Genomic DNA, 23,771 nt, shown 5'->3' with positions numbered 1-23,771 from the left:
CGGGTGGACAAAGCGGAATTGAAGGACCAGGTACGCGAACTGCGCGCACAGGGCCGCTCTCCCAAGGAGATCGCCCGCACGCTCAAGGTGCCGCCGTCCGTCGTGGCGCCGCTGGTGCGGGAGATCGCCGCGGAGACCACCGGCGGCGGGACGCACGAGGTGGTCGGGTGCTGGATCAACGTCGGCTGGAGCGCCGGCCTCGGCGTGGACCCGGCGCTCGGCTGGAGCGACGCGGCCCCGGAGTCCGGCGCCGACGGCATGGTGTGCGTGCTCGTCGCCCGCCGCCACTCCTGGGACCGGACGGAGGTCTGCGGCTACCTGGCCGACGTCTACTGCCTCGGCGTGCGCAACGCCATCGGCCCGCAGATCATGGACGACCGCGAGCTGGCCCGCTTCCGCGAATACTTCTTCGGCGAGTACGCGGGCTGGCAGGAGGCCCCGTACGAGCTGGCCAGGCACCTGGTGCTGGGCTCCGTGGACCACGCCCGCACGCTGGGCTTCGAGCCGCACGAGGACTTCGCGCCGGTGGCCGACGCGCTCGGCAAGTGGGAGGGCGGCTCGGTGATCACGTTCGGCCGCGAGGGCCGGCCGTTCTACCTGGAGCAGCCCGGCGACGACCCGGCCAAGGTGCTGCGCACGCTGCGGCGCACGCTCTCCGACGACGACTTCGACTACGTCACCGGAGGCCGGTGACCCGGAGCGTGAGGTTGAGCCGGCCGGCGGCGAGGCCCGTCGTGGGGTCGCCCGTGCCGGGGAGCACCTTGAGCACGCCGTGGTAGGCCAGCCGCGACGGGCCGCCGAACACGAACAGATCGCCCGAGGCCAGCTCCACGTCCGTGTACGGCTTCCCGCGCGTCTCGGTGTTGCCGAAGCGGAACACGCAGGTGTCGCCGATGCTGAGCGAGACCACCGGGGCGGGTGACCGCTCGTCCTTGTCCTGGTGCATGCCCATGCGGGCCTGGTCGTCGTAGAAGTTGACCAGCGCGGTGTCGGGGGCGTAGTCGTCGGCCGGGCGGTGGTACGCCTCGGCGACCGCGCGGCGGCCCAGGTCGGCGAGCCAGCCGGGGAAGTCGGCGACCTTGCGGCCGTTGACGTCGTGGGCCAGGCGCGTGTAGCGGTAGGGCTGCCAGTGCCAGCCCACGCACACCGTCTGCACCGACATCACGCCGCCGCCGGGCAGCCGGGTGTGCCGCATCGGCACCGGGCCCCTGGCCCACTCGCGGCAGGCCACGACGAGGCGGCGCTGCTCGTCCAGGCTCAGCCAGCCCGGCACGTGCACCGCGCCGGGCGCGATCTCCCTCATCGGCAGCGGGATCATCGCCTTCCAGCGTACGGCGTGGTTGTGGGGGCCGGGCCGCCGACGTACGCTCACCGCAGTTCCGAGGGAGGTATGAGCATGGCCGAGTCCCGCGAGCACGTCTTCGCCGGCGTGCGCGGCGCGAGCGTCGTCCGTGAGTGGCCCCACGACGACCCCCGTTACGTCGTCCTGCTGATCCACGGCTACGGCGAGCACGTGGGCCGCTACGAGCACGTCGCCGACCGGCTGGTGCGCCACGGCGCGGCCGTCTACGGCGTCGACCACGCCGGGCACGGCAGGTCGGCGGGCGAGCGGGTGCTCATCGAGGACTTCGAGGACGTCGTCACCGACGTGCACACGGTCGAGGAGCGGGCCAGGGCCGCGCATCCCGGCGTCCCGGTCGTGGTGGTCGGTCACTCGATGGGCGGCATGATCGCCGCCCGGTACGCCCAGCGGTACGGCGCCGGCCTGGCCGCGCTCGTGCTGTCCGGGCCGGTGATCGGGGAGTGGGAGGCGGTGCCCGCGCTGCTGGCCCTCGACGAGCTGCCCGACATCCCCATCGACCCGGCCACGCTCTCCCGCGACCCGTCCGTGGGCGCCGCCTACGCGGCCGACCCGCTGGTGTGGCACGGGCCGTTCAAGCGGGCCACGCTGGAGGCGTTCGCCGCCTGCCTGGCCGCGATCGCCAAGGGCGGCAGCTTCGGCGCGCTGCCCACCCTGTGGGTGCACGGCGAGGACGACCCGCTGGTGCCGCTCGGGCCGAGCCGGGCGGGCATCGAGGCGGTGCGCGGCACGGACCTCACCGAGCGCGTCTACCCGGGGGCGCGGCACGAGGTGTTCAACGAGACCAACAAGGACGAGGTGCTGGACGACGTCACCGCCTTCCTGGACCGCGCCCTGAGCTGACCGGGGCGCGTCCCAGGTTGGTAACGGGCCCGCTTCCGCCCCGTTCGCGCAGGCACTCTGGAAGCAGGGGAACGAGAGCCGGAGAGCGGGGGCGTGATGGCGTGGGCAGCCCGGGCGGTCGCCCTCGTCCTCGCCGTGGCGTGCCCGGCGCTGGTGATCGCGGCGAGGCTGGTCCTCGCCGGGCTGCCGCCGGAGTGGCTGCCGCCGAGCACGTTGTCGCCGCTCACGGTGGCCGGGCTGACCTTCCCCGCCGTCGGCGCGTTCCTCGTCGTCCACCGGCCCCGGCTCACGCTGGCGTGGCTGATGGTCGCGGGCGGGCTCGGCGCCGCGGTCCACGACCTGTGCCAGGCGGTCATGCTGGCCTCGGCGGCGGGCGGCGACCTGGCGCGGGCGGGGGTGTGGCGGCTGCCGGCGCACGCCGGCTGGGCGGCGAGCACGCTCGCGCTGGAGGTGCTGCTGCCGCTCTGCTCCCCGGACGGCAGGCTGCCCTCGCGGCGCTGGCGGGCGGTGGTGGCGCTGGGCGCGGTGTCCGTCGGCGTCGAGACGGCCCGCCAGTTCCTGCGGCCCGACCCGCCGCCCCAGGGCTACCCGCTGCCCGCCGTCATCCCGAACCCGCTGCAGCTTCCCGCGCTCGCGCCCTACTCCGAGATGATCGGGGCGGTGGCCTGGACGGGGGTGCTGGCGACGGTGCCGTTCGCGGCGTCGTCGCTGGTGGTGCGGTTCCGCCGGGCCGGCCCCGCCGGACGGCGGCAGATCGGCTGGCCGCTGTTCGCCTTCGCGGGCTACATCGTGTTCATGCTGGTGGGCGTGGCGGTGCCCGGCCTGTACTGGATGCAGGTGGTCTGGGCCGGGTTCATCCCGGTCGCGCTGGTGTTCGCGGTGATGCGGTACCGGCTGTACGGCATCGACACCGTCATCAGCAGGACGTTCGTCGCGGCCGGGCTGGCGGGCGCGGCCGGACTGGTCTACTTCGGCGTGGCCGGGGTGTCGAGCCTGCTGGTGGCCGGCTACCACCAGCTCGCCGGACTCGCCGCCGCGTTGTTCATCGGCGCGTTCTTCCAGCCGTTGCGGCGGGCGTTGCAACGTGCCGTCGACCGGCTGCTCTACGGGCCCGTCGGCGATCCGCGGCTGCTGGCCGAGCGGCTGGTGCGGGAGGTGCGCCGGGGCGATCCCGCGCAGGCGCTGGCGTCGGTGCTGGGCATGCTGCGCGAGGGCCTGGCGGTGCAGGGCGTCGCGGTCGAGGTGCCCGGCGGTGAGCGGGGCGGCGCGCAGGTCAGCGGGCAGGTCGGGGACGCGCCGCGCGAGGTGCCGCTGGTCTGGCACGGCGAGCGGGTCGGGCGGCTGCTGGTCGGGCCGCCCACCCCGCGCCGCTTCCCGGCCGCGCACGACGAGCGGGTGCTGGCCACGCTGGTCCCGTACGCGGCCGACGTGGCGCACGCCGTCCGCATGGCCGCCGACCTGCAACGCTCGCGCGAGCGCATCCTCGCCGCCCGCGAGGAGGAGCGGCGGCGGCTGCGCCGCGACCTGCACGACGGCCTCGGCCGCACGCTCAGCGACATGGCGATGACCGTCAACATGGCCAGGATCAGCCTGAAGAGCTCCCCGGAGGCGGCCGACGACCTGCTGCGCGAGCTGCGTTCCGGCATGGACGCGGTCACCGGCGACATCCGCCGGCTCGTCCACGACCTGCGCCCGCCCGCCCTGGACGACCTGGGCCTGGCCGCCGCCGTCGCGGCGCTGGCCGGCCCCGGCGACCCGGGCGGCCCGGTCACGGAGGTGAGCGCCGAGGGCGACCTGGCCGGCCTGCCCGCCGCCGCCGAGGTGGCCGTCTACCGGATCACGCAGGAGGCGCTGACCAACGTCCGGCGGCACGCGAAGGCCACCCGCGTCCGGGTCGAGCTGCGCCGCGACCCCGAGGTGCTGCGCCTGCTGATCGCCGACGACGGCGTCGGCCTGCCGCCGGAGCGCCGCGCGGGCGTCGGGCTCGCCTCGATGCGCGAGCGCACGGCGGAGCTGGGCGGGATCTGCCTCATCACCGGCGAGCCGGGGAAGGGCACCACCGTGGAGGTCATGCTCCCCCTGCCCGCGCCCGGTCCTGGCCGGGACCAGGACCGGTCCGGTCAGCGCCTCGGCTCGTAGTGCAGCGCCGTGATGCCGCAGTCGAACGCGTCGGCGGCGACCAGGCGCAGCTCCCGGCGGCCGGGGAACACCGGCATGCCGCCGCCGAGCGCGACCGGGTTGACGAACAGGTGGTACTCGTCGATCAGGTTCGCCTCGGCCAGGCTCGCGACGAGGGTGCCGCCGCCGTAGACGACGAGGTCGCCGCCCTCGCGGGACTTCAGCTCGCCGATCGTCGCGGCGAGGTCGCCGCCGGCGACGGTCGTGTTCTCCCACGGCGACTCGGTGAGGCTGCGGGAGATCACGACCTTGGGCGTGTTGTTCATCCAGTCGATGGACTCCTGGTCCTCGCCCTCGGGGCCGGCGGCCCAGGCCGGGATGAAGCCCTCGGCGAGCCGGCGGCCGAGCACGATGCCGTCGACCTTCGCGGTGAGCGCGTTGATGTGCGCGTTCAGGTCGGCGGTCCAGGGGTGGGCCAGCCAGTCCATCTCGCCGTTCGGGCCGGCCATGTAGCCGTCGGCGCTGACCTGGACCTGGAGCAGGAGCTTGCGCATGGAACGCTGCCTTCCGTCGTTCTCGTCGTTCGTTCGGGATGACTCAACCCTGGACGGCAGAGCTTACGGTCTCCTTCCCGCCTGCTTAAGGCCGCTACCGCACCCGCAGCCAGGCGTGACCCCTGCCGCGGTCACGGGTCAGCTCGACCTTCCAGCAGCCGCGCCGGGGGAAGACGAAGCCGGTGCCCCACTCCTGGCCGGGGCGGTGCCAGCTCGACCCGCCGTGTTCCTCCGGGCCCCAGGCGAGCTTGGCGCGGGTGCCGTCCGGGAGCGTCGCCCGGACCTCGCGCAGCGGGCCGTCCCCGGTCATCCGCCAGACGATCTTGATTTCCGCGCCGTGCCGCAACGGGGTCTCCGCGAACAGCAGCCCCCACAGCTCCACGCCCTCGCCGACGCCCTTCACCTCGGGGAACCCCTCGCCCTGCAGCACCGGCGACCCCTCGCACCCGGCCCCCGCGACGGTGGCGGTGGGGCCCGGCGTCGCCGTCGCCCGCGCGTCCGTCGCCGGTGGTGTGCCTGACGCCTGCGCGCTCGTCCCTGGCGGCCTGCCTGACGCCCGCGCGTCCGGCCGCGGAGCCGCCGCGCCGGCCCCGCACCCGCTGATCGCCAAGACCGCCACGAACGACACCATGATCCGTCTCATCGAACCTCCTCGCCCCCCTTACACCGGCAGGCGACGCGAGGTTCCGGCGGAGGCGTCAGCCGCCGAAGACGGGCAGCGTCAGGAAGGACGGGCGCCCGGGGTCGTGGAAGACCTCGAAGCGGGTCACCTGCGTCCGCACCGCCCGCGCCACCCCCTCTCCCGTGCCGTGGTTGCGCGCGAAGCGCGGGAACGCCCCGCCCGCGACCTGCATGCCGCGCCTGGCCAGCGTCCGCGCCAGGCCCCGCGCGTCGGGCCGGTCCTTGCCGTACGGGGTGCGGACCAGCACCACCGGCAGCGGCCCCGACCCGCGCGGGCGGCAGCGGTCGGCCGGATCCGAGCCTACGGCCCGCCGATGACTTTCCCGCGCCGCGCCGGTCTGCACGTACGAGGAGGCGACCTATGAACGGCGAACGGGAACGGGCCCTGACGGCAGGCGTGGCCCTGCTGGAACGCGCCATCGACTACACCCTCGGCAGCCTGCGGGTGGTGAGCCCGGACATGCTCTGCCGCCCCACCCCGTGCGCCGGCTGGACCCTGCAGCGGCTCCTGACGCACGTCACCGGCTCACTGCGGGCACTGAACGAGGCCGCCACCGGCGACGTCGCCCTGGTGCCCGAGCCGGTCGGCGCCAGGAGGGCCGCCCGCGGCGGCGACCTGGCCCTGCTCGTCAGGGACGACGCGACGGAGGTGCTCGGCACCTGGGCGAACGTGATCAGCGGCGGCCCGGTCTCCATCGGCGACCGGCACCTGACCAGCCCGATGGTGGCCGCGGTGGGCGCGATCGAGATCGCGGTGCACGGCTGGGACATCGCGCGGGCCTGCGGCGAGCACCGGCCGATCCCGCCGCTGACGGCCGCCGAGCTGCTGGACCTGGCCCGGCTCTTCGTGACGCCCGCCGACCGGCCGCACCGGTTCGGGGCGCCGCGCCGCGTCGTCCCGGGCGCGTCCCCCGGCGCCCGGCTGCTCGCCTACCTGGGACGCGACCCGGCCTGGCCCGGCACGCCGCCCTGCTCCTCCTGACGCCGGGCCGGACGCGATGCCGCCCCGCAGCGCGCGGCCGGGTGGGCGTTCATTCCGGTGGCTCGCCGCCGGTCTGCTCGCGGACCAGGTAGTCGGCGTACCAGTCGGGCCAGTCGGGGTCCTCCGCGCCGATGTGCTTCTCGTGCTCGCCGTGCGCGGCGGCGGCCCGGCGCAGCGCGGCCGCGAGGTCGGCGGCCGAGGCGAACGTGGTGGCCGAGGCGTCCAGGCGTCCCGGGAGCCTGGTGGTGACCTCCTGCAGGACCCAGCCGTTGCCGTCGGGGTCGCTGAAGGACAGGAACGAGCCGTAGCTGCCGCGCTCCGGGTCCGGCCCGGGCACCCGGGCGTCGGTGCCGGCGTGGTGGAAGACCCCGCCGGCGTCGTGGAAGACCTCGCTCGGCCCGGCGCCGAGCCGCTGGAGCTCGGCGTGGGCGGCCTCGATGTCGTCCACGACGAGGTGCAGGCCCTGGGCCGTGCCCGGCGCCTGCGCGGTGACCGAGCTGCCGAAGATGACCGAGGCCGGCGAGCCGGGCGGGGTCACCTGCACCACCCGGAAGTCCCCGTCGGTGGCGACGTCGGCGTCGAGCCGCCAGCCGAGTCCGGTGTAGAAGTCCTTGGCCCGGTCGACGTCGGCGACCGGTACCACGACTACTTCGAGCTTCATGTCCATGATTGCGCCTCCTGTGCGCTTTGTTGCGACATGCCCGGTTTGAAACGTGGCGATCCCGTAATTACGGAAAATTCAGTCGAGGTGGGAGACCTGGTAGTGGGCGATGCGCCAGCCCTCCGCCGTCCGCCGCAGCAGGACGCCGAGGTTGACGTGCAGGGCGGGCCGGTCGGTGAACGTGAAGTCCACGGCCAGGTAGCCGAGCACGAGATCGTCCGCCGGCTCCTTGATCTCCAGGACGCGGTAGGCCGCGGCCAGCCCCGGCGGCTGGGCGTCGTAGTAGGCGGCGACGCCGTCCCGGCCGACGCTGTAGGGGCGCAGACCCTGGAAGATCGCGTCCTCGGTGAACAGGGCCGCGACCTGCTGTGGCTCGTGGGCGGCCAGGCCGGCCCGCCACCGGTCGAGTACGTCCCTGAGCACGGCTTCCTTGCTCATCGGGCTCCTCCTTCCCGCGGGGCCGGGTCAGTGGCCCGCGCTCATGCCGCCGTCGACATGCAGGATCTCGCCGGTCACGAACGGCGCGTTCTCCAGGAACACGACCGCGTCCACGATGTCGCCCGGCTCGCCCATCCGGCCCACCGGGTGCAGCGCCGCGAGGGCTTCGTGGGTCTCCGCCGGGTGCATGGGCGTCTTGATCGTGCCCGGCGACACGGCGTTGACGCGCACGCCGCGCGTGGCGTACTCGATGGCCAGGGACCTGGTGGCGGCCTGGAGGCCGCCCTTGGTCAGCGAGGCCAGCACGGACGGGACGCGGGAGTCGGGGTTGTCGACCAGGCTCGTGGTGATGGTGACCACGTGGCCGCCGCCCCGCTCCAGCATGCGCTCGACGGCGAGCTGGGTGATGTGGAAGAAGCCGTCGAGGTTCACGGCGGTGACGGCGGCGTAGTCGTCCACGGTGTAGTCGGTGAACGGCTTGGCGACGAACACGCCGGCGTTGTTGACCAGGGTGTCCACCCGGCCGTACCGCTCGACGGCCGCGGCGACCGCGCGCTCGGCGGTCTCCCGGTCGGCGACGTCGCCCCGGACGGCGATGACGTCCGGGTCGTCCGAGGCGCCGATGGTGCGCGACACGGCGACGACGGCGTAGCCGAGCTTGCGGTACGCCGCGACGACGCCGGCCCCGATGCCCTGCGACGCGCCGGTCACGATGGCCACCTTCTGCTGCTGCTGAACGCTCACTGGGAACCCTCCTCCTCGACCGATCCACTACCTAGACAACCGGTCGTCTATTTCTTTCGTGCTTGTGAAGGTAAGGCGCGTGCGCAAACAGGTCAACGCGTCAGGACCCCTTCGCCGGGACCGGGAACCTCCTACCTGGTAGGAGAAAGCTCCCACCGCAGGCTAACGCCGGTGCGGGTCGTCCTCCGGGAGCCACGCGTCAGGGCCGTGGACGCCCAGGTCGCCGTCCTCCCGCAGGGCCTCCACGACCGCGAGCACCGAGGTGCGGACCTCGCTCCGCCGCCACACCAGGGACCACGTCCAGTACACCTCCGGCGCGACCACCGGCCGCCGCACCAGGTCCGGCGGCAGCGGGGCGGTCTGGCCCTTGGGCGAGTTGACGACGGGGCGGCGGCTGCGGCGTACGTGGTCGAAGAAGGCCGGGCCGGTGATCCCGCCGTCGGAGATGCGCACCGCGCGGGCCCCAGTCCGCCGGGCCAGCTCCTCCGCGTAGACGTTCCACGACGACCAGGAAGTGGCGTCGTCGTCGAGGAGCACGGCGGTCCCCGCGGCCTTGACCGGGCCGGTGTCGTGGCCCGTCGCCACCGCGTACAGGCGGTCGGCGCCGAGCAGCCGGGCGCGCAGGCCCAGCCGCTCCAGATCGGCCCGGCGGATCCAGCAGACCGCCAGGTCGAGCCCGCCGTCGGCGACCCTGGCCGCCTGCGTGTGGGACGGCGCCACCCAGGCGTCCAGATGCACCTGCGCCGCCGCCGCGGCACGCGTGGTCAGGTCGGGCGGCAGCCAGTTCACGTACCCGAGCCGGACCGGCGCCGAGCCGGACAACCTGCGCGCCCGGTTCCGCAACGCGTCGGCCCGCTCCAGCAACGCCCGGGCGTCGGGCAGCAGCGCGGCACCGGCCGGGGTGAGCGCCACGGAGCGCCGATCCCGGTCGAACAGCCGCACCCCCAGATCGCGCTCCAGCGCCTTGATCTGCTGGGACAACGATGGGCCGGCGATCAGCAACCGCCCGGCGGCCCGCCCGAAGTTCAGCTCCTCGGCCACCGCGACGAAGTACCGCAGCTGACGCAGCTCCACACCGCCATGCTACGGCGGTAAGAGCCCCGCCCTACCACCCACCGCCCCGCAGCCCCGCCGGCTGCAGCCTCACCGACCCGTGGTCCCGCCGACCGGACCCTTGGCATGGGGCTCCTGGGGTTTCAGGGCCTTGCCGGCTTCGGCTCCCGCGCCGTCAGCCGGCCCCAGCCCTCGGCCCCGGGCCTCCGCCCTCGGCGCCGGGCTCCTGCCCGCGCGCTCTCGACCTCCTGCCCGCGCCTGCGCTCACAGGCCGATCGGCGCCTCGGCGAAGGTGCGGGCGCCGAGCAGGGCCAGGCAGTTGGTCCACATGGCCCCGAGCCGTTGCGTGTCGTTGTAGAGCTTGGCGAACAGCACCTGCCCCTCCAGCTGGGCCACCACCGACCGCGCCGCTTCCCGCGCGTCGGCGACGGTGACGTCCCCGCGCGCCCGAGCCTCCCCGATGACCGCCTCGATCAGGCCGGCCTGCGCCTCGAAGATCTCCTGCAGCCTCGCCCGGATCGACTCGGTCTGGTTGCTCAGCTCCAGCGTGAGGTTCCCGAACAGGCACCCCGAGACGGTGCCGCAGCTCTGCTGCCCGGCGAGCTGCGCGGCCTGGGTCACCTCGAACAGCCGCCGCAGCCGGTGCAGCGGCTCGACCTCCTCGGCCAGCACCTGCCTCCAGGCCCGCTCCTGAGCGGCCCAGTGCTCGTCGATGACGGCCAGGGCCAGGGCTTCCTTCGACTCGAAGAAGTAGTAGAAGCTGCCCTTGGGCACCCCGGCCGCCTTGCAGATCTCGGCCACCCCCAGAGCGGAGTAGCCGCGCAGCTCGATCAGTGAGCGCGCCGCCGCGAGGATCTTCTCCCTGGCGTCGCTGGTGCGTCCCATGACCTCATGGTACTAGACCGGTCGGCTAGCGCCAGGAGACCGTTCGTCCTGGGAACTCATCCGCCACATCCGGTCCAGCGCATCTCGTCCCGACCCCTTACGATTGCCTTGTACGGCAGAACAGGCGACCTCATGAGTGAACCCGTGAAACCGGCACCGGTTGGGGCGATCCGGTGAGAAGATCGTAAGCGGGCACAGACCTACCGTTCGGGGCCGAAACACGTCCGGCCGATCCAGCGACGGCGCGGCGGCACGCGAGCGCCGGATCCAGGCCGAGCGACGTGGTGGCGACGACCGTTCTTCGTGCGGCCGTCGCCACCACCACCCTTTACCCACTTCATCCTCCGGCCGAAGCCACTGCCCTGGAGACACGGGCCCAGTCATCAGACAGGCAGCGCGAACCGAGCGCGGCTGCAGCCGCTCGCCGGGAGGCGGCACGGGCGCGGCGCGAGGTCGGCAGTGGGTGAGGCTCGGGTCGGCGGTCGGCGGTCGGCGGTCGGTGAACGGTGGTCGGTGTCGGCAGTCGGCGGTCCGTGATCGGCGGTCCGTGATCGGCGGTTGGCGGTGGCTGGAGCCGGAGGGCGGCGTCGGCTGGTGGTCGCTGAGGTCGGGGCGGCCGGCTGGTGGTCGCTGGGGTCGGGGCGGCCGGCGATGGTCATGGGGTGGGCCGGGGTCGCTGCGGGCCGGGCGAGGCGGGGTGAGGCGGGGCGGGCCGGGCGAGGCGAGGCGGGCCGGGCGAGGCGGGGCGGGCAGTGGGGGTGTTACTCCGCTTCCTCCAGGGCTTGCAGGACCTGTTCGCCGTACTTGGCCAGTTTGTTCTCGCCGACCCCGTTCACCGTGCTCAGCTCGGCCAGGGACGACGGGCGGCGGGTGGCGATCTCGCGGAGCGTGGCGTCGTGGAAGATGACGTACGCCGGGACGCCCTGCTCCTTGGCGACGCTGGCGCGCCAGGTGCGGAGGCGTTCGAAGATCGGAGCCGCCTCCGCGGGCAGGTCGGCCGCGGGCCGCGACTTGCCGGACGCCGACGCCGACGAGGACGAGGATCCCGAGCCGGACCCCCGGGTGCGGGGCGGGCGGAGGGTGTCGCGGCGCAGCAGGACCTGGCGCTGCCCCCGCAGCACGTCGCCGCTGCCCTCCGTCAGGACCAGCGCCCCGTAGTCGGACTCCACCGCCAGCAGCCCCTGCGCCAGCAGCTGCCGCACCACGCCGTGCCACTCCTGGCTGCCCAGCTCGGTGCCGACCCCGAACACGCTGAGCGAGTCGTGCCCGTGCTGCAGCACCTTGGCCGTGCTCTTGCCGAGCAGGATGTCGACCACCTGCCCGACCCCGAACTTCTGCCGCCGCTCCTTGGCCAGCCGGAACACGGCGGACAGCACCTTCTGCGCCGCGACCGTGCCGTCCCAGGTCTCGGGGGGCGACTGGCAGGTGTCGCAGTTGCCGCACGGCTCGGAGCCCTGCTGGCCGAAGTAGTCGAGCAGCATGACCCGGCGGCAGCCCGCCGTCTCGCACAGCGCCAGCATGGCGTCGAGGTGCAGCACCTGGCGGCGGCGGTGCGCGTCGTCGCCCTCCATGGCCATGCGCCGGTGCTGGACGACGTCCTGCAGCCCGTACGCCATCCACGCCGTGGCCGGCAGCCCGTCGCGCCCCGCCCGCCCGGTCTCCTGGTAGTAGCCCTCCAGCGACTTCGGCAGGTCGAGGTGGGCGACAAAGCGCACGTCGGGCTTGTCGATGCCCATGCCGAAGGCGATGGTGGCGACCACGATCAGGCCGTCCTCGCGCAGGAAGCGGGCCTGGTGGGCGGCGCGGGTGCGGGCGTCGAGCCCCGCGTGGTACGGCACCGCCGCGATGCCGTGCTCCACCAGGAACTCGGCGATCTTCTCCACGGACGAGCGCGACAGGCAGTAGACGATGCCGGAGTCGCCCGGGTGCTCGGTGCGCAGGAAGTCGAGGAGCTGCTTCTTCGGCTCGGCCTTGGGGGTGATGCGGTAGTGGATGTTGGGCCGGTCGAAGCTGGCGACGAAGTGGCGGGCCTGGTCGAGGCCGAGCCGGGAGGAGATCTCGGCGTGCGTGGCGGGGGTGGCGGTGGCCGTGAGCGCGATGCGCGGCACCTCCGGCCAGCGCTCGCGCAGCTCCGACAGCCCGAGGTAGTCGGGCCGGAAGTCGTGGCCCCACTGCGCCACGCAGTGGGCCTCGTCGATGGCGAACACCGAGATCTCGCCCTTGGCGAGCAGCCGCATCGTGGACTCGACGCGCAGCCGCTCGGGGGCGAGGTAGAGCAGGTCGAGCTCGCCGGACAGGAACTCGGCCTCGACGAGCTGGCGCTCGTCGAAACCCTGCGTCGAGTTGAGGAAGCCGGCCCGGACGCCGAGCGCGCGCAGCGCGTCGACCTGGTCCTGCATGAGCGCGATGAGCGGCGAGATGACCACCCCCACGCCGGGGCGCACCAGGGCCGGGATCTGGTAGCAGAGCGACTTGCCGCCGCCGGTCGGCATGAGCACGAGCGCGTCGCCGCCGGACACGACCTGGTCGATGATCTCCTGCTGCCCGGGCCGGAACGAGTCGTAGCCGAACACGCGGTGCAGAACCTCGGAGGGGGTATCCATGTGGCTACCTTACGTGTTCGCGGGCGGACTGTTCGTGAGTTCGCGGAGGGCGAGCGGGAGCTCCCGGAGCCGACGGCGGCCGGGCGCGAGCCCCGGTGACGCCGATGGCCGGGCGCGACCACCGGTGACGCCGATGGCCGGGCGCGAGGCCCGGGTACGCCGCCGGCGTCAGGAGGCGGGCGCGCCGCCCACGTCCCCCTGCCGATCGTAGGCCACCAGCGCCAGCGCTCCGATCGCGCAGCACGCCGCCACCACCCCCATCACGGCAGGGAACCCGGCCACCTCCGCGATCCCGGCCGCCACCAGCGGCGCGACGGCCTTGGCCGCCGTGACGGGCAGCGCGAGCGCGCCGCTCAGCGACGCGTACGCGGCCGTGCCCCACCGGTCGGCGATCAGCGCGGGCCTGGCGATGGTCGCCACCCCGAACCCCAGCCCGAACAGCACCACCGCCCCCACCGCGCCCGCCGTGCTGTGCCCGGCGAGCGGCAGCAGCAGCGCCGCGAGCCCCTGCAGCCCGAACATGGCCGCCGTGATGAGCGCCACCCGCCACCGCGCCTGCAGGCCGGTCGTGACCAGCCGCCCGGTGACGGACAGCACCCCGAGCAGCCCCGCCACGCCCGCCGCGAACACCGGCGGGTGCCCGAGCGCGATCAGGTACGTCACCAGCAGCACCCCCATGACCGACACGGCCCCGGTCTGGGTGAGGAACCCGGCCGCCAGCAGCCAGAACGGCCGCTCCCGCAGCGCCGCGCCGACGATCTCGCCCCGGTTCGCGTGCGGCGGCCCCCGCCGGTCGCGCACGGCGAACGCGTGCAGCGGCACGGCGACCACCGCGTACCCGGCGGCCAGCGCCACCAGCGCGGTCCGCCAGCCGTACCGGTCCACCAGGAGCCCGGTCAGCGGCAGGAACACGCTGGAGGCGAACCCGGCGACCACCGTGACGACCAGCAGCGCCCGCGCCCGCCGCGCCGGGTCGAACCAGGCGACGATCACCGCGAACGCGGCCTCGTACAGCACCGCCGCCGACGCGACCCCGAGCGCCGCGCACACCAGGTACAGCTGCCCGACGGTCCGCACCTGCGACCAGGCCAGCACCGCCGCCGCCCCCAGCAGCGACCCGGCCGTCATCAGGCCGCGCGCCCCGCGCCGGTCCAGCCACCGCCCGACGAGCGGCGCCACCGCGCCCGAGATCAGCACCGACAGCGTGAGCGCCCCGGTGAGCTGGGCGACCCCGGCGTCCAGGTCGCGCGACATGGGCGGGATGAACACGGAGAAGGCGTAGTAGAGCACGCCGTAGCCGGCGGTCTGGGTGATCGCGAGCGCGGCCACCATGCGGGCGCGCGCTCCTGGAGGAAGGTCGTCGATCACCCGATCCAGGCTAACCCCCCGCCCGTTCGGCGATCTTCGTGGGTAGCGTCGGGGCATGAGCTTCTCCTACGTGGTCACCGGCGGCGGGCGCGGCATCGGCAGGGCGGTGACCGAGCGGCTGCGCGACGGAGGCGGCACGGTGGTCGCCGTCGAGCGCGACGCCGCCGCGCGTCTTCCGCGACGCCTCCGTGCACTCCGCGCCGGTCGCCGAGGTCCGGGCGCTGATCGCGGCGAACCTGGACCTGGCCGTCGTCGGCTGCGCCACCGCCGTGCGGGCCTTCCTCGCCGCCGGCGGGCCGGGCGCGATCGTCAACGTCACCTCCCACCAGGCGGCGCGCCCGGTGCCGGGCAGCTTGCCGTACGCGACGGCCAAGGCCGCCACCGAGGGCCTGACCAGGGCGCTCGCCATCGAGTACGGCAGGCGCGGCATCCGGGTCAACGCCGTGGCGCCGGGGACGGTGGCGACCGGGCGCTACCGCGACTTCCTGGCCTCGCTGGACCCGGCGGAGGCGGCGGCCGTCGAGCGTCAGCTCGCCGTGCTGCACCCGCTGGGCCGGGTGGCCGAGCCCGCCGAGGTGGCGGCGGTCGTGGCGTACCTGCTGTCGGACGAGGCGGCCTTCGTCAACGGCGCGACCGTGCCCGTGGACGGCGGCAGGACGGTGCTCGGCCTCGACCCCGAAGCCAGGGAATGAAAACCGTTGCCACCCGGTTGAGAGGGGCATGAAGAAGAACCTGCACCCCGCCTACCGTCCCGTGGTCTTCCGCGACCCCAGCGTCGGCTTCGCCTTCCTCACCCGCTCGACCCTGTCCAGCGACAGGACCGTCGAATGGGAGGACGGCCGGACCTATCCGGTCGTCGACGTGGACGTGTCGTCGGCCAGCCACCCCTTCTACACCGGCCGGGGCCGCATCCTCGACACCGCCGGCCGCGTCGAGCGCTTCAAGCAGCGCTACGGCCGCGCCTGAGCGCCTGACGCCCCCGTGCCCGCCGAAGTGCGGTCAAGTGGCGGGCATGCCGGGGCTACCGCCGGGTAAAAGTCCTCCACCGGCGTAAAAGCAGTGGTGGAGTCGATGGGTCTGTCTGGAAGGGAACGCCGCATACTCGCCCAGATCGAGCAGGCCCTGGAGCGGGAGGATCCCGAGTTGGCCCGGCGCGTGGCGGCCATCAACAGGATCGAGGCGGGTGACGGCCTTCCGCAGGAGCCCTACGGGGAGCGCCTGCGGATGTGGGCGCTGGCCCACGTATGGGTGATCTTCGCGGTCGGCGCCCTGGTGATCGTGTTACTGCTGGTCGCGGTCCTGACCACCTGATCGTCCCGCGCGGTGGCGCCGCAGGACGACCAGGTCGGCGGCGGCGATGACCGCCACCGCCGCCGCGACGGCCGCCTCCCACTTCCAGACGTCCTCGCCCGTGCTCATGGCGCGGGTCACGAAGAACACCGCCGCGGCGACGCCGAGCACCAGCGCCACCAGCGACAGCACGCGCCGCGCGCGCAGCGGGCTGCGCGCGGTCGTCGGCTCCGTTCCCGCGCGGTCGCGCAGCCACATGACGAGCCCCCTCTCCTAGGCCAGGCACCTCAGGGCCGAGGCGAGGCGCGGGTCGAGCCCGTGCGAGGCGGGCAGCCGGCCCACCGTGGCGGCCACGAACTCGGGGTACGACAGCGTCGCCGTCACGTCCTCCAGGGCCACCCAGACCTGCTCGGCCGTCTGCTCGACCTGCACCTTCGAGTCCCGCTCGGCCAGCGCGAAGCGGCCGACCGCGACCCGCCACAACGTCCGCGCGTCCGCCTCGTCGTCGGCGACCGGAGCCCCGACGTCGTCGGCGTGCGTGGCGTACTCGGAGTCGTAGTGGAAGGCCTGGTGCCCGTTGGGGTACGGCCCGGCCATGGTCTGGAGCGTCGCGCCGGGGCCCAGCTCGCGCATGCGCCGCCGGGTCTCGCCGTTCTGGGTGCGCCACTCCTGGAGGACCTCCTCGACCGGCAGGTCGCGGCGGCGGCGCACCGACCACTCGTTGAACTCGTTGTACCCGGTGATGCCCTCGGCGGCGAGCCGGCCCATCAGGTCCTGGACGGTGCCGTCCAGGCAGGCGTGGTTGTACATCTCCTCGCCCGCCAGGTGCGCCAGCACGTCGCGGACGCTCCACCCCTCGCAGCGGGACGGCCGCAGCCAGCCGCTCTCGTCCAGGCCGGCGAAGTGCCGGTCGAGCCTGGCGGCCTCGGTGTCGAAGATGTCGAACGGGTCGAAGTCTCGCAACAGATCGTCCTCAGCCATACTCCGGACGCTACCCCTGTTGTCCGACTTTTCACGGCTCCTTGACAACCAGTGAACCCGCGGCGGCCTTGACCCGCCCGTACTCGGCGGCGCACGAGGGCGCCCGCTGGGCCGGCACCCAGCCGCCCTTGGCGATGGCGGCGTTCGCGGCCGGGTCGGCCCCGTACAGCAGGCAGGCGAACGTGGCCGACTCCTCGGCCCCCTCCGGGTGCCCGGTCAGGCCGTCGTGCCCGGCGGCGAGCAGGTGGCGGGCCTCGGCGGCGGGCACCGCGCGGGCGGGCCGGTCGGCGGCCAGCGTGAGCGCGGCGAGCCGGTCGGCCTGGTCCTCGGCGTCGGGCAGGCCGTTGAGCGTGCCGAGCGCGTGGCCGAGCTGGTGGTGGAAGAGCACGCTCAGCGCGGCGTCGAGGCGGCGGCCGGCGGTGCGGGCGTCGGCCTCCTCGGTCTCGGCGATGCCGGTCAGCGTGCGACGCAGCCGGTCGACGCCGGCGTAGCAGAGCGTGATGCGGCGCTGCGCGGCGTCCCAGGAGGCGGGCGGCCCGGCGCAGTCACGGGCGACGACCTCGACCGGCTGCGGCAGCCGGATCCGGGTGCGCAGCGCCTCGCTCTCCCTGAGCAGCCGCCTGGCCTGCTCGGCGCGGGGCGAGCCGGCGGGTTCGTACCGCACGGCGGGGGTCTCGGCGGGGGCCGGTGAGGGGGCCGCTCCCAGCGCGCTCGCCGTGCTCAGGGCCAGGGCGACGAGGGGATGCGGCATACGGAGGGCTCCTTCCGGCGGAACGGTCGCGGCAATGGGACCTACCATGCGGCGATCAAGTGATCGCTAAACCTGCCGGCGGGTAAAAAGCCGGAGGCCCGGCCCCACGAGGGGACCGGGCCTCAGCCGTGCCGCTGATGATCACCAAGGATCAGTGACGCCACCAGGAGCCGTAGACCCGCACGTAGTCGGGGCGGCTCGTGGAGCTGTTGAGCTCGTCACTGCCCGCGTACGAAGCGCGGAACCAGCCGCTCCGGTACGCCTTGGTCTTGGCGAAGAACTTGCCGTTCCACTTCGTGGTCGCGGAGGTGACCCACTTCCAGGTGTTGCTGCCGTTGGCCCTGTAGTAGACGTTCACCTTCTCGCCGCGAACGCCTTCCCAGCTGTCGTCGTCGACCAGGAGCCGGCCGGAGAAGTAGATCGACTTGCCCTTGCGGACCTTGTACGGCTCCGCGCTGAAGCGCGAGATCCGCGTGTCGGCCTTGGTCTTGGCGAGCTCGACCGCGAAGTACGCGTCGTCCGTCGCGACCTGCTTGCCGGCGTCGTCGAACGCGACGGCGGTGGCCTTCCACTTGCCGGCCGCGTCCGCGTCGGTGAAGCCGACGGAGAAGCGCCAGCTCTCCAGCGGCTTGACGGACTTGGCGGCGAACGTCCGCGGGCCGTCGACCGGCGCCACGGAGACTTCGACCTTCTTGACGTCCGAGCCGGCCCGGACGTGGATGTAGGCGGTGGTCTCCTCACCCTTCTTCACCACGACCGGGTTCGGCGTGATGCTACGGATGTAGAGCCTGGTGTCCGCCTTGGTGGTGGTGGCGGAGGCGGCCCCCGCCCCCGTCACGAGCATGGCCCCGCCCACGAGGGCGGAGACGAATCCCAGAGCGATCTTTCTCATGAGGGTGCTGATTCCTCTCCCCGTATCGCTTAAGAGCCAGCCCGGGGTGGCTGACTCCCTCTACTACTTTGAGGCACCAGATGGGGAAAAGGTTGGCTAAAGTTACGAAAAATATTTGATCACGGTCTTAACCTGGGCTTATACGGAAAAATCCGTTTTGGTACCACTTGACCCACTACAGTCTCACCCATGACGGACGTCTACACGCTCGGCGAGCCGCTCGGCGTCGTCACCAGCGGCCGGGTCCGCCACGAGAGCGAGGCCAGGCTGGACGTGTGCGGCCCCGAGTTCACCCTGGCCGTGGCGCTGGCCAGGCTCGGCCACGACTGCGCCTACCTGGGCAAGGTGGGCGGCGACGAGCTGGGCGCGCGGGCCGTGTCGGTGCTGCGCGGCGAGGGCGTGGACGTCGCCGACATGCGGGTGTCCGACGGGCTGCCGACCGGCCTGCTGCTCAGGGAGAGCCGCGTCGGCCGGGAGCCGCGCGCCGCGCACTACCGCGCCGGCTCGGCCGGCTCGCGCCTGTCGCCGGGCAACGTCCCCATCGACCGGGTGGCCGCGGCGAAGATGGTGCACGTGACCGGCGTCACGGCCGCGCTCGGCATCGACGCCCAGGACGCCGTGCGCGCCGCCGTCAGCGCGGCCCGCAACGCCGGCGTGGTGATCTCCTTCGCCGTCGAGTACGTCCCCGAGCTGTGGTCGTCGGTGCGCGAGGCCGAGGAGGTGCTGAGCGAGCTGGCCTGCGCCGCCCACCTGCTCTTCCTCCGCCAGGACGAGCTGGACCTGGTCAAGCCCGCCCTCACCCCCGAGCGCGAGGTCGTCGTGGACCGCGGCGCGAAGGGCGCGAGCGTGCGCGCCGACCGCATGCGCTACGACGTCCAGGGCTGGCAGGTGCCGGTGGTGGACCCGTCGGGCGCGGGGGAGGCGTTCGCGGCCGGCTACATCAGCGCCGCCCTGGACGGGCTGACCCCCCAGGAACGCCTGTACCGCGGGGCGCTGTTGAGCGCCGCCGCGGTCACGGGCGTCAGCGACTGGCAGGGGTTGCCCACCAGGGCCGAGCTCTAGTCGGGCTCTAGTTGACGGTCAGGGTGAAGGTCGAGGTCGTGTTCTTGATGTTCTGCGCGTTGTTGCTGAAGCGCAGGCCGGTGAACGTGGCCGAGCCCACCGCCGGGCCCTGGCCGGGCTCGGGCAGCTCGTTCACCCAGATCCCGAAGCCGGACTTGGCGTCGAAGGCGTCACCGCTCTTCTGCGCGCCGCTGATCGACACGTTCGTGAAGGCCGTGTCCTTGATCGGGTTCAGCGGCGTCGTCGGGCTGGAGTAGCTGGTCTGGAACATGATCCCGCTGTACGTCGGGTCGACGATGTCCAGGTTGCTGACGCGGATGCCCTGGAACACCTTCGAGGCGGAGAACAGCCACATCGCCGGGAACGTCTGCTGCCCCCAGAAGTGCCCGCCGGCCCGGACCAGCGAGATGTTGTCGAACACGGTGGGCGGGCTCGCGCCGAAGCCGTTCATCGGGATCCCGAAGTCCAGCGAGCTGATCGTCACGCCCGAGTAGACGAGCGTGTCGGCCACGTAGATGTTCCTGAAGGTGTTGTCGTAGCCGCCGTAGACGGCCACGCCCGCGGCCCGCCAGGTGAGCAGCGAGGTCAGGTTCTCGAAGACGTTGCCGTACTGCTCGCCGGGGTTGTTGTCGGTGGCCGAGAACAGCGCGAAGCTGTCGTCGCCCGTGGCCCGGGTCTCGATGTTGGTGACGCGGTTGCCGGTGCTGCCGTTGGTGAAGTTGAGGCCGTCGGCGAAGGTGTTCCTGATCCGGGAGTTCTTCAGCGTCATGGTGTCGGTGTTGGTGCCCCAGTACATGCAGACCTGGTGCTCGACCCAGACGTTGTCGATCGTCATGTTCGCCACGTTCGAGAAGTCGAACACCTTGCCGGGGCCGTCGATGCGCGAGGTGTAGTTGCCGAAGTAGGCGAAGCCCTGGAACGTCGAGCCGTTGGCCGAGGCCTCGGTGCGGAAGCCGACGTCGGTGTTCTCCTGCCCGGAGGGGGCGCGGAAGCGGGTGTACCACGGGCCCGCGCCGACGATCTTGACGGGCTTGCCGTAGACCTGGAACTTCTGGCTGGTCTGGTAGTCGCCGGCGGGCAGGTAGACGCCGGTCAGGCCGCTGTCCATGCGGGCCTTGTCCAGCGCGTTCTGGACGTCCTGGTGAGTGAAGCCGGCGGGCACGGCGTACTTGGCCGGGTCGGGGTTGGCGGCCGGGGCGGCCTGCTCGAGGTCGACGAAGTCGATGGCGTAGGTGCTGGTGTTGGCGGCGTCCTTCTGCAGCCGAATCTTGCTGCCCTTGGGGACGGTGGTGCCGAGCAGCAGGTTCGCCTCGTCGTAGATGTGGCGGGGCGCGCCGGAGCCGGGGCTGTTGCCCGGGCTCGCCTCGGCGCCGTACAGCCAGGCGTAGCGGGAGGTCAGCGGGAGCGCCTTGAGGAACGTGCCGTTGACGTAGACGTTGATGGTGGAGTCGATGCCGCCGCCGCCCGCCGCGTCCGGGATGGAGAAGCGGGTGACGAGGGTGTTGGTGTCGGCGCGGGTGGTGAACTCGACGTAGGCGCCGGTCTGGTTGAGCGTGACCGCGCGGCGGCCGGACGCCTCGCCGGCGATCGTGCCGATGTCCCTGCTCGGGCCGACGCGGGCCGCGCCGCCGCCGAGCACGGCGTCCTCGGCCTCGTAGGTGTCGTAGGGCATGTTCGCGCCGCGGCCCACGAACAGCGGCAGCTCGCTGGTGTTGTTGGCGCGCTTGACCGGCAGCTCGGCGGAGTCGTCGGCGAGCACCGTCCTGACGGTGTACCTGCCGTTGGCCGCGGTCCAGGTGCCGAGGGTGACCGGGGCGGTGGTCGCGCCGGCCGCGATCGCGCCGCTCACCGAGCCGGTCAGGGTGCGCACGACCGTGCCCGAGGCGTCGGCGACGGTGAGCGTGATGCCGTGCGCGGCCGAGCTGGAGGCGACCGTGCCCTGGTTCCTGATCGCCACGCTGAACGTCACCGTGCCGCCGGCGGCCGGGTTGCCCGGCGTCCAGGCGACGGGGGAGGCCACCAGGTCGGCGGTGTCCACCGGCCTGACGGTGAGCGAGCCGGTGGTGGCGTTGTTGGCCTCGTTCAGCTCGACGACCTTGCCGTCCTCGTCCACCTTGGCGGCGAGCTGGTACGTCCCCGCATCACGGGTCCCGATATTTGCGGACACGGTGGTCGACGCCCCCGCGGCCAGCGCCCCCACGCCGGCGGAGCCCACCTTGGTGGTGCCCGCGTAGAAGTTGACCGAGGTCGCGGCGGAGCCGGCGGTGCCCGCGTTCCGCACCGTGGCCGACAGCGTGACCGCGTCGGTCTCGACCGGCGCGGACGGGCTCGCCGTCAGGTTCGACACCGTCAGGTCCGGGTTGGCGGACGGCGTGCCGAAGATCTGGAACTCGGCGACCTGCCCGCCCGGCGCGCCCGAGTTGGCGGTGAACTGCAGCCGCACGTCGGCGGCCCTGCCGGTGACCGGGACGGTCACCGTGTTCCCCGTCGCCGGGTCGAAGGTGTACGTCGCCGATGCGGCCAGGCTCGTGAAGGAGGTCGCGCTCTGCTCGCGGCCGAGCACCTGGAACGTCTGCGTGCGCCGGGCCCACGCCTGGTCGGGGTTGAGCTTGACGGTGATGCCGGTCAGGTCGGCGTTCGCGCCGAGCTGGACCGTGAGCTGGCCCGGGTAGCCGGCGCTCTCCCAGTAGGTCTGCACGTTGTCGTCGTTGGCGTTGGCGGCGACGTAGGTGTGGGTGTGCGAGGACTCGGTGATCGGCCTGCCGAGCGCCAGGTTCGTGCCGGTGGGCGGCGGGCCGTCGCCGCCGCTGCCCCAGACCTCGAACTCGGCGAGCTGGCCCGCGGGCCAGCCGGTGTTGGCGGTGATCTGCAGGCGCACGTACCGCGTGGTGGTCGCGGCGAAGGTGATGGTGGCCGTGGGGTTGAAGGTGTAGGTGGCCGAGGCGGCGATCGTGGTGAACGTGGAGCCGTTCGCGCTGCCCTGGACGGTCAGCGTCTGGGTGCGGCTGGGCCAGCCGCTGGGCAGCTTGAGCACGAGCTTGTTGACGCTCGCGCTGCCGCCGAGGTCGACCTGGACCCACTGCGGGAAGGCGTTGTTGGCCGACTCCCAGTAGGTGGCCTGGTTGCCGTCGGTCACGTTGGCGGCCGGGTAGACGTCGGTGAAGGTGCTCGCGGTGGCCGGCTTGCCCGCCGCGAGGTTCGTGTCGGCCGCCGCGTGGGCGGCCGGGGCGAGGAGGAGGCCGAGGACTGACGAAAGGGCGGCTAGGACAGCTCTCATGGGGGGTGGCCCTTCGGGTGAGGCAGTTGGCCGAACCATAGGATGTCGAGCAGATGGCCGCAATATTTCGACTGTATTTCGCAAACATCGAACTGACAGAAGTCGTGTGACGGCAGCCATCGACGCTGGTCATGGCCTGCTCCCGGGCGGGAATCGCGTTCGGGGCCGGTGTAAGCGGGAACGTCCGATTGACGTAAGCCGTTGCAAGCGCTTGCGCTCCAGGTCGTATAGTTTGCGCATGACTCGACGACTCGCAGAGGTGGCCAAGAAAGTCGGGGTGAGCGAGGCGACCGTCAGCCGCGTGCTCAACGGCAAGCCGGGGGTCTCCGAAGCGACCCGGGAGGCCGTGCTGACCGCCCTCGACGTGCTCGGCTACGAACGCCCCACCCAGCTCCGCGGCGACCGGGCCCGGCTGGTCGGCCTGGTGCTGCCCGAGCTGCAGAACCCGATCTTCCCCGCCTTCGCGGAAGTGGTCGGCGGCGCGCTCGCCCAGCAGGGCTTCACCTCGGTGCTGTGCACCCGCACGGTCGGCGGCGTCTCCGAGGCCGACTACGTGGACCTCCTGCTCCAGCAGCAGGTCAGCGGCGTGGTCTTCGCCGGCGGCCTGTACGCCCAGGCCGACGCCGCGCACGGGCACTACGAGCTGCTGCACGAGCGCGGGCTGCCGACCGTCCTGGTCAACGCGGCCGTCCGGCACCTCGACTTCCCCCAGGTCTCCTGCGACGACGCCGTGGCCGCCGAGATGGCGCTCGCCCACCTGCGCGCGCTCGGGCACGAGCGCGTCGGCATGGTGCTCGGGCCGAAGGACCACATGCCCTCGCGGCGCAAGCTGGAGACGTTCCTCGCCGAGGGCGGCGACGGCGACCTGGTCGAGCACACGATGTTCTCCCTCGAAGGCGGGCACGCGGCCGCCGCGCGCCTGGTCAGGCGCGGGGTGACCGGCGTGATCTGCGCCAGCGACCTGCTCGCGCTCGGCACCGTCCGGGCCGCGCGCCGGGCCGGGATGACCGTCCCCGCCGACATCTCGGTGATCGGTTTCGACGACTCGGCGCTGATGAACTGCACCGAGCCGCCGCTCACCACGGTCCGCCAGCCGATCGACGCGATGGGCCGGGCCGCGGTGGACCTGCTGGTGGCGCAGATCGACAAGGCGGTGGTCCCGGCGGACGAGCTGCTGTTCGAGCCGGAGCTGGTGGTGCGCGCCTCAACCGCCCGTGGCCCTGCGTAA

At 73.1% G+C, this 23,771-nt stretch carries 25 protein-coding genes; 9 read left to right on the top strand and 16 right to left on the bottom strand.

Going from position 1 to position 23,771, the window contains the following annotated elements; translation table 11 throughout:
- The first annotated feature begins 3 nt into the window (after positions 1-3).
- Positions 4-693 (top strand): helix-turn-helix domain-containing protein, encoded by a 690-nt coding sequence (locus tag MF672_RS49685; protein ID WP_242373058.1) that lies wholly within the window; start codon positions 4-6, stop codon positions 691-693.
- On the opposite strand, the gene MF672_RS49680 is transcribed toward MF672_RS49685, so the two are convergent.
- A complete protein-coding gene (locus MF672_RS49680) occupies positions 677-1,318 on the bottom strand; it encodes an alpha-ketoglutarate-dependent dioxygenase AlkB family protein (protein ID WP_242373140.1) in 642 nt (213 codons plus the stop codon). The two genes, MF672_RS49685 and MF672_RS49680, sit on opposite strands and share 17 nt — an antisense overlap.
- A gap of 78 nt (positions 1,319-1,396) precedes the next feature.
- On the opposite strand from MF672_RS49680, the gene MF672_RS49675 reads away from it, so the two are divergent.
- Both MF672_RS49675 and MF672_RS49670 read left to right on the top strand, forming a co-directional pair.
- Complete coding sequence (locus MF672_RS49675) at positions 1,397-2,203, top strand: alpha/beta fold hydrolase (protein ID WP_242373057.1); 807 nt, start codon at positions 1,397-1,399, stop codon at positions 2,201-2,203.
- Between the two features lie 96 nt (positions 2,204-2,299).
- Complete coding sequence (locus MF672_RS49670; protein ID WP_242373055.1) at positions 2,300-4,342, top strand: sensor histidine kinase; 2,043 nt, start codon at positions 2,300-2,302, stop codon at positions 4,340-4,342.
- Here the strand turns inward: MF672_RS49670 and MF672_RS49665 are convergent.
- From MF672_RS49665 to MF672_RS49655, 3 genes are all read right to left on the bottom strand, one after another.
- The gene (locus tag MF672_RS49665) at positions 4,324-4,875 is read right to left on the bottom strand and encodes a dihydrofolate reductase family protein (RefSeq protein ID WP_242373054.1); all 552 of its coding nucleotides are present in this window, start codon (positions 4,873-4,875) and stop codon (positions 4,324-4,326) included. The two genes, MF672_RS49670 and MF672_RS49665, sit on opposite strands and share 19 nt — an antisense overlap.
- A 94-nt stretch (positions 4,876-4,969) precedes the next feature.
- Entirely contained in the window at positions 4,970-5,518 is a 549-nt protein-coding gene (locus MF672_RS49660) for a hypothetical protein (RefSeq protein WP_242373053.1), read from the bottom strand.
- 55 nt (positions 5,519-5,573) lie between these two features.
- Complete coding sequence (locus MF672_RS49655) at positions 5,574-5,804, bottom strand: hypothetical protein (RefSeq protein WP_242373052.1); 231 nt, start codon at positions 5,802-5,804, stop codon at positions 5,574-5,576.
- A 113-nt stretch (positions 5,805-5,917) separates the two neighbouring features.
- On the opposite strand from MF672_RS49655, the gene MF672_RS49650 reads away from it, so the two are divergent.
- Positions 5,918-6,538 carry a TIGR03086 family metal-binding protein gene (locus tag MF672_RS49650; protein WP_242373051.1) on the top strand — a complete coding sequence of 207 codons (621 nt, stop codon included), beginning with the start codon at positions 5,918-5,920 and terminating at the stop codon, positions 6,536-6,538.
- Positions 6,539-6,587: 49 nt separating this feature from the next.
- Here MF672_RS49650 and MF672_RS49645 read toward each other — a convergent pair whose 3' ends face one another.
- The 7 genes from MF672_RS49645 to MF672_RS49615 form a co-directional block, all read right to left on the bottom strand.
- The gene (locus MF672_RS49645; RefSeq protein ID WP_242373050.1) at positions 6,588-7,199 is read right to left on the bottom strand and encodes a VOC family protein; all 612 of its coding nucleotides are present in this window, start codon (positions 7,197-7,199) and stop codon (positions 6,588-6,590) included.
- Between the two features lie 78 nt (positions 7,200-7,277).
- Positions 7,278-7,637 (bottom strand): SgcJ/EcaC family oxidoreductase, encoded by a 360-nt coding sequence (locus tag MF672_RS49640; protein WP_242373049.1) that lies wholly within the window; start codon positions 7,635-7,637, stop codon positions 7,278-7,280.
- A 27-nt stretch (positions 7,638-7,664) separates the two neighbouring features.
- A complete protein-coding gene (locus MF672_RS49635) occupies positions 7,665-8,381 on the bottom strand; it encodes an SDR family NAD(P)-dependent oxidoreductase (protein WP_242373048.1) in 717 nt (238 codons plus the stop codon).
- 162 nt (positions 8,382-8,543) lie between these two features.
- Positions 8,544-9,455, bottom strand: coding sequence for a LysR family transcriptional regulator (locus MF672_RS51735; protein ID WP_302893431.1), 912 nt, complete (start codon positions 9,453-9,455; stop codon positions 8,544-8,546).
- Positions 9,456-9,698: 243 nt separating this feature from the next.
- On the bottom strand, positions 9,699-10,319 hold the full coding sequence (locus MF672_RS49625) for a TetR/AcrR family transcriptional regulator (protein ID WP_242373046.1): 621 nt from the start codon (positions 10,317-10,319) through the stop codon (positions 9,699-9,701).
- A gap of 761 nt (positions 10,320-11,080) precedes the next feature.
- Entirely contained in the window at positions 11,081-12,922 is a 1,842-nt protein-coding gene (gene recQ / locus MF672_RS49620) for a DNA helicase RecQ (RefSeq protein WP_242373044.1), read from the bottom strand.
- 168 nt (positions 12,923-13,090) lie between these two features.
- Positions 13,091-14,290: an MFS transporter gene (locus MF672_RS49615; RefSeq protein WP_242373043.1), complete on the bottom strand. Its 1,200-nt coding sequence runs from the start codon at positions 14,288-14,290 to the stop codon at positions 13,091-13,093.
- A 188-nt stretch (positions 14,291-14,478) separates the two neighbouring features.
- Here MF672_RS49615 and MF672_RS49610 point away from each other — a divergent pair, with 188 nt between their 5' ends.
- The 3 genes from MF672_RS49610 to MF672_RS49600 all read left to right on the top strand — a co-directional run bounded on the left by MF672_RS49610 (position 14,479) and on the right by MF672_RS49600 (position 15,601).
- Positions 14,479-14,982: an SDR family NAD(P)-dependent oxidoreductase gene (locus tag MF672_RS49610; protein ID WP_242373042.1), complete on the top strand. Its 504-nt coding sequence runs from the start codon at positions 14,479-14,481 to the stop codon at positions 14,980-14,982.
- Positions 14,983-15,010: 28 nt separating this feature from the next.
- Positions 15,011-15,256: a type B 50S ribosomal protein L31 gene (locus tag MF672_RS49605; RefSeq protein WP_242373041.1), complete on the top strand. Its 246-nt coding sequence runs from the start codon at positions 15,011-15,013 to the stop codon at positions 15,254-15,256.
- A gap of 105 nt (positions 15,257-15,361) precedes the next feature.
- A complete protein-coding gene (locus MF672_RS49600; protein WP_242373039.1) occupies positions 15,362-15,601 on the top strand; it encodes a DUF3040 domain-containing protein in 240 nt (79 codons plus the stop codon).
- Here MF672_RS49600 and MF672_RS49595 read toward each other — a convergent pair.
- The 4 genes from MF672_RS49595 to MF672_RS49580 all read right to left on the bottom strand — a co-directional run bounded on the left by MF672_RS49595 (position 15,572) and on the right by MF672_RS49580 (position 18,204).
- Positions 15,572-15,838, bottom strand: a complete 267-nt coding sequence (locus MF672_RS49595; RefSeq protein WP_242373038.1) for a DUF6343 family protein — start codon at positions 15,836-15,838, stop codon at positions 15,572-15,574. The genes MF672_RS49600 and MF672_RS49595 overlap by 30 nt on opposite strands.
- Positions 15,839-15,853: 15 nt before the next feature.
- Positions 15,854-16,561, bottom strand: coding sequence for a maleylpyruvate isomerase family mycothiol-dependent enzyme (locus MF672_RS49590; protein WP_242373037.1), 708 nt, complete (start codon positions 16,559-16,561; stop codon positions 15,854-15,856).
- Positions 16,562-16,592: 31 nt separating this feature from the next.
- Complete coding sequence (locus MF672_RS49585; protein WP_242373036.1) at positions 16,593-17,312, bottom strand: DUF4344 domain-containing metallopeptidase; 720 nt, start codon at positions 17,310-17,312, stop codon at positions 16,593-16,595.
- A 151-nt stretch (positions 17,313-17,463) separates the two neighbouring features.
- Positions 17,464-18,204 carry a hypothetical protein gene (locus MF672_RS49580; protein ID WP_242373035.1) on the bottom strand — a complete coding sequence of 247 codons (741 nt, stop codon included), beginning with the start codon at positions 18,202-18,204 and terminating at the stop codon, positions 17,464-17,466.
- Positions 18,205-18,393: 189 nt separating this feature from the next.
- Here MF672_RS49580 and MF672_RS49575 point away from each other — a divergent pair, with 189 nt between their 5' ends.
- Positions 18,394-19,266: a sugar kinase gene (locus tag MF672_RS49575; protein WP_242373034.1), complete on the top strand. Its 873-nt coding sequence runs from the start codon at positions 18,394-18,396 to the stop codon at positions 19,264-19,266.
- A gap of 7 nt (positions 19,267-19,273) precedes the next feature.
- On the opposite strand, the gene MF672_RS49570 is transcribed toward MF672_RS49575, so the two are convergent.
- The gene (locus MF672_RS49570; protein WP_242373033.1) at positions 19,274-22,543 is read right to left on the bottom strand and encodes a discoidin domain-containing protein; all 3,270 of its coding nucleotides are present in this window, start codon (positions 22,541-22,543) and stop codon (positions 19,274-19,276) included.
- Here MF672_RS49570 and MF672_RS49565 point away from each other — a divergent pair.
- Positions 22,542-23,771, top strand: a complete 1,230-nt coding sequence (locus tag MF672_RS49565) for a LacI family DNA-binding transcriptional regulator (RefSeq protein WP_302893430.1) — start codon at positions 22,542-22,544, stop codon at positions 23,769-23,771. The genes MF672_RS49570 and MF672_RS49565 overlap by 2 nt on opposite strands.

The sequence above is a fragment of the Actinomadura luzonensis genome (genome assembly GCF_022664455.2).
Taxonomy (GTDB): Bacteria; Actinomycetota; Actinomycetes; order Streptosporangiales; family Streptosporangiaceae; genus Nonomuraea; species Nonomuraea luzonensis.
Note: the sequence above shows the minus strand (reverse complement) of the source record. Positions and strands in the feature narration are given on the sequence as shown.